We start from the raw sequence: 4,577 nt of genomic DNA on the forward strand, positions 1-4,577 counted from the left end.
CCCCGGAGTTCCTCGACGGTCGGCGTGCCGTCGCCGCCGGGATCGGACGCGATCGGGGCGACGGGGTTCGTCATCGTCAACGCCTCCGAAAAAAGACCTCGGGTCGAACCGAGGACGTCGTCGGCGTTGCGCCCAAGGCCGGCATGTGACCGAAGCTCCGCCCGGTCCTGCACGTCTTCGCACGCGGCCGCGCCTCACGGTTTCTTGAGCGGCAGGCTATTCGGTTTGCGACCTCGGGGATAGTCGGCGGAGGCCGCGCGCCCCTCCCCCATCCGGCGGAGTGCGTTGCGAGGCGGGCCGCCGTTTGCGCTGGATCAAGGCCCGGCGGGTTCGCCGGGACGAACATCGGGACCGGCCACGACCGGAGACCTCCCATGTCGAAGACCCAATCCGCCGCCCCCCTCTCGGCGATCCGGGACATCCTCGTCGGCACGGCCGTCGAGGGAGAGGGCGAGCCCGCATCCGCCGCCATCGGTTACGGGCTGACCCTCGCCAAGGCCGCCGGCGCGCACCTGACCATCCAGTCTGCGTCCTGGCGCCTCTCGGGCGACGACGCCTGGCTGGGCGACTTCGACTCCGAAGGCGCCGCGGTCATCGACCGTCGCCTCGATGCCCTGGCGCGATCCATCGCGGACCGCTCCGCCGGCGACGCGGCTCAGGCCGGCGTGGTCTGCACCACGGAGACGCCGGGTCTGCCCTACCCGGAGATCGTGAGCCGGTTGGCAAGGCAGGCGCGCCTCTACGACCTGACCATCCTGGATGCCGGGTCACGGACCTACGATCTCGACCGCGAGAGGATCGAGAAGACCTTGTTCTTGAGTGGCCGCCCCGTCATCGCCGTGCCGCCGGGCGCGGATGTCTTCGCCGCACGACGCATCATCCTGGCCTGGGACGGCAGCGCGCAGGCGGCGCGGGCGGCCAACGCGGCGATGCCGTTCCTGCGCTCGGCCGAGCGGGTCGAGATCGTCTGCGTGGCCGAACCGGAAGACCTCTATGCGTCCGTCCCGGGCGCCGAGTTCGCCCCGCATCTCGTACGTCACGGCGTGAACGTCACCGTCGTCGACGTTCCGGGAACGGATGGCATCGCGGAGACGCTGCGCAATCAAGCCAGGATGCTCCGGGCCGACATGATCGTGATGGGCGCCTACCGGCACGCCCCCCTGCGGGAGTTCTTCTTCGGCGGCGTGACGCGCTCGCTCCTCCGAGGCAGTCCGGCCCCGCTTTTCCTGGCGCATTGACGATGGAGGAAGCCGCCATGACGGCCAGACGACGGTCCGGAGACCATCCTGCGGGCAGGATCGCGCGGGTGAACGACCGGCCCCGGCCAGGGCCGCGCCGCGCCGGGGAACGGGCCTCGGCCCGGCCGAAGCTGCCCGAGCGTTCGGCCGCGGACGACGACTGGATGAAGCCCCTGGACGACGACGACCTGCGGGCGCTGGAAGCCGCGTGGGGCTTCGTGGAGTGAACCGGCCCGGCGGCCAGGCTTGCGGCCAGGTGATCGGGAGAGGGGCGGGCAAAGGCCCACAGGCCGTCCTGCCGCTGCCTTGAGGGGCCTGCCTTCGCGACCTCGGTCGGCCCTCCCCGATGGCCCGGGTCGACCGCCGCCGCCGTCGTGTTCAGGATCGCGTCCGGGTGTCGAGGGCCTTCGGATTGCGCCCGTCGCGCCGCGGGAGAGGGCCGAAGCCTCACGGCAGTGGAAGCCTCACGGCAGTGACCGCCGCGCCGATCGTGGGGCACCCGTTGGGAAGCGTTTTTTCAGCGCCTTGATCCAGCGCAAGGTTGCGGCATAGGGGCTTTGCCATCGTCGGGCGGATCGATCCGGGCGCCTTGGGCCCGGACGCCCGGAGATCCCGATGTCTTCCCTGACCCTGCCGAGCGCGGTCGACCTCGCGCGCGCCCAGTTCGCCCTGACCGTGGTCTGGCACTTCCTGTTCCCAGCCTTCACCATCGGTCTGGCGAGCTTCCTCGCCGTGCTCGAGGGCCGCTGGCTGGCCACCGGCAAGGCCGTCTACCTCGATATCTACCGCTACTGGCTCAAGGTCTTCGCGGTGGCGTTCGCCATGGGCGTCGTGTCCGGTCTGGTGATGTCCTACCAGTTCGGCACCAACTGGTCGGTTTTCGCCGACCGTACGGCGCCGATCCTCGGGCCGCTCCTCGGCTACGAGGTGCTGACCGCCTTCTTCCTCGAGGCAGGCTTTCTCGGCGTCATGCTGTTCGGACTGGAGCGCGTCGGCCCGCGCCTTCATTTCCTCGCGACATGCCTCGTCGGCTTCGGCACCCTGACCTCGGCCTTCTGGATCCTCTCGGCCAACTCCTGGATGCAGACCCCCGCCGGCCACGTTCTGGGTCCGGACGGTCGGTTCGCCCCCGCCGATTGGTGGGCGATCATCTTCAACCCGTCCTTCCCCTACCGCTTCGTCCATACGGTGACCGGGGCCTACCTGACCACGGCGATGATCGTGGGCGCGGTCGGTGCGTGGCACCTCCTGCGCGACGGCGGGAATCCCCGCGCCCGGGTCATGTTCTCCATGGCCATGTGGATGGCCGCGATCGTCGCGCCGGCGCAACTCGTCATCGGCGACCTGCACGGCGCCAACACCTACGCGCACCAGCCCGCCAAGGTCGCGGCGATGGAAGGGCATTTCGAGACGCAGAGCCGCGCGCCCGCCCTGGTCACCGGATGGCCCGACGCCGAGGCCGGCGAGACGCGCAACGCCATCGGCATCCCGGGCCTGGCGAGCCTCTACCTCACCCACGATCTGAACGGCACCGTGCGCGGCCTCAAGGACATGCCACGCGAGACCTGGCCGACCAACCTGGCGCTGGTGTTCTGGTCGTTCCGGATCATGGTCGGGCTCGGCCTCCTCATGATCGCCCTCGGTCTCGCCGCGCTCTGGCTGCGTTGGCAGGGCAGGCTCTACGACACCGCCTGGTTCCACCGCTTCGCGGTCGCCATGGGACCGTCGGGGCTGATCGCCGTCACCGCCGGCTGGACCGTCACGGAGACAGGGCGGCAGCCCTTCACGGTCTACGGCCTGCTGCGCACCGCCGACAGCGTCTCGCCGGTTGAAGCCCCGGCCGTTGCCGCCTCCCTCGCCGCCTTCGCGGTGGTCTACCTCGCGGTGTTCGGCGCGGGCATCTGGTACCTGCTTCACCTCTTCGACCAGACCCCGCACGTGCACGAATCGGGTCCGCCGACCGGCGTGCCGGTCCGGACGGCCGGCATCACCCCGGCGCCGGCCCTCGACGCGCCCCGCGACGGCGCGAGCCGTCCCGCCCTCCAGCCCGCGGAGTAGGTCCCATGACCGTCGATCTCACCCTCGTCTGGGCGCTCCTCATCGCCACCGCCATCTTCCTCTACGTGGTCATGGACGGCTTCGATCTCGGGGTCGGCATCCTGTTCCCGGCGATCCGGGAGAAGGCCGACCGGGACGTGATGGTGAACACCGTCGCGCCGGTGTGGGACGGCAACGAGACCTGGCTGATCCTCGGTGGAGGTGGCTTGTTCGCCGTCTTTCCGCTGGCCTACGCGACCCTGCTGCCCGCCCTCTACATCCCGCTGACGCTGATGCTGCTCGCGCTGGTGTTCCGCGGCGTGGCGTTCGAGATGCGGTTCCGGAGTGCCACCCGGTACTCCCAGACCGCTTGGGACGGGGCCTTCTCGGCCGGGAGCTTCGTCGCCGCCTTCTGCCAGGGGATCTGCCTCGGTGCCCTGGTGCAGGGCGTCCGGGTCGAGGCCCGGGCCTATGCCGGCGGCTGGTGGGACTGGCTCACGCCGTTCTCCCTGTTCACCGGGCTCGCGCTGGTGGCCGGCTATGGGCTGCTCGGGGCGTGCTGGCTGATCTGGAAGACGGAGGGCGAACTCCAGATCCGCGCCTATCGCCTCGCCCGGGCCTTCGGCCTGGCGACCTTCCTAGCCATCGCCATCGTGTCCCTGGCGATGCCGTTCCTCAGCCCCGCCTTCCGCGCTCGCTGGCTGACCTGGCCGGCGATGGCCTTCGTCGCGCCCGTGCCGCTTCTGGTCTGCCTTCTGGGCTGGCGACTGCGCGGCGCCCTCGACCGGCGTGAGGAGGTCGTGCCCTTCCTGTGCGGGCTCGGCCTGTTCCTGCTGTCCTATGTCGGGCTCGCCATCAGCCTGTTCCCGATGATCGTACCGCCCGCGGTGACGATCTGGGACGCGGCCACGCACCCGAGCAGCCAGCGCTTCCTTCTCGTCGGAACGATCGTGCTACTGCCGATGGTCCTCGGCTACACCGCCTACGTCTACTGGCTGTTCCGGGGGAAGGTCACCGCCGGCGCGCCCGGCTATCATTGAAGGGCCGCGTCATGACGATCCCCGATCCGGTGCGCCGCATCGGATGGTTCGTGACCCTGTGGGCCGGCGGCATCGCCGGCCTCACGGCGGTCGCCCTGCCCCTCCGATGGCTTCTCAAAGCCGTATGACGGGGGTCATCCCGGCGGCGTCACCGCCACCGACCTGCCCCCGGATCTCTACGGGATCCGGGGGCCCGATGACCGCCGCTGAAGCCTGATCGGGTTCAACGGCAGCGATCGCGGGCTCGGGCGGAACCCCGGTG

At 70.4% G+C, this 4,577-nt stretch carries 5 protein-coding genes; all 5 read left to right on the top strand.

Going from position 1 to position 4,577, the window contains the following annotated elements:
* The first annotated feature begins 374 nt into the window (after positions 1 to 374).
* Positions 375 to 1,238 carry a universal stress protein gene (locus tag K2X24_RS16370; protein WP_292499410.1) on the top strand — a complete coding sequence of 288 codons (864 nt, stop codon included), beginning with the start codon at positions 375 to 377 and terminating at the stop codon, positions 1,236 to 1,238.
* Between the two features lie 68 nt (positions 1,239 to 1,306).
* Positions 1,307 to 1,465, top strand: coding sequence for a hypothetical protein (locus tag K2X24_RS16375; RefSeq protein WP_292499411.1), 159 nt, complete (start codon positions 1,307 to 1,309; stop codon positions 1,463 to 1,465).
* A gap of 388 nt (positions 1,466 to 1,853) precedes the next feature.
* On the top strand, positions 1,854 to 3,296 hold the full coding sequence (locus tag K2X24_RS16380; protein ID WP_292499412.1) for a cytochrome ubiquinol oxidase subunit I: 1,443 nt from the start codon (positions 1,854 to 1,856) through the stop codon (positions 3,294 to 3,296).
* 5 nt (positions 3,297 to 3,301) lie between these two features.
* Positions 3,302 to 4,315, top strand: a complete 1,014-nt coding sequence (gene cydB, locus K2X24_RS16385; RefSeq protein ID WP_292499413.1) for a cytochrome d ubiquinol oxidase subunit II — start codon at positions 3,302 to 3,304, stop codon at positions 4,313 to 4,315.
* An 11-nt stretch (positions 4,316 to 4,326) separates the two neighbouring features.
* The gene (locus K2X24_RS16390) at positions 4,327 to 4,443 is read left to right on the top strand and encodes a DUF2474 family protein (RefSeq protein WP_292499414.1); all 117 of its coding nucleotides are present in this window, start codon (positions 4,327 to 4,329) and stop codon (positions 4,441 to 4,443) included.
* Positions 4,444 to 4,577 lie beyond the last annotated feature (134 nt).

The sequence above is a fragment of the Methylobacterium sp. genome (genome assembly GCF_019750675.1).
GTDB lineage: Bacteria > Pseudomonadota > Alphaproteobacteria > Rhizobiales > Beijerinckiaceae > Methylobacterium.

What these genes read in the sequence shown, in the direction of transcription:
- K2X24_RS16390 (WP_292499414.1), top strand. Translation starts at nt 4,327, where the DNA reads ATGACGATCCCCGATCCGGTGCGCCGCATCGGATGGTTCGTGACCCTG.
- K2X24_RS16370 (WP_292499410.1), top strand. Translation starts at nt 375, where the DNA reads ATGTCGAAGACCCAATCCGCCGCCCCCCTCTCGGCGATCCGGGACATC.
- cydB (WP_292499413.1), top strand. Translation starts at nt 3,302, where the DNA reads ATGACCGTCGATCTCACCCTCGTCTGGGCGCTCCTCATCGCCACCGCC.
- K2X24_RS16380 (WP_292499412.1), top strand. Translation starts at nt 1,854, where the DNA reads ATGTCTTCCCTGACCCTGCCGAGCGCGGTCGACCTCGCGCGCGCCCAG.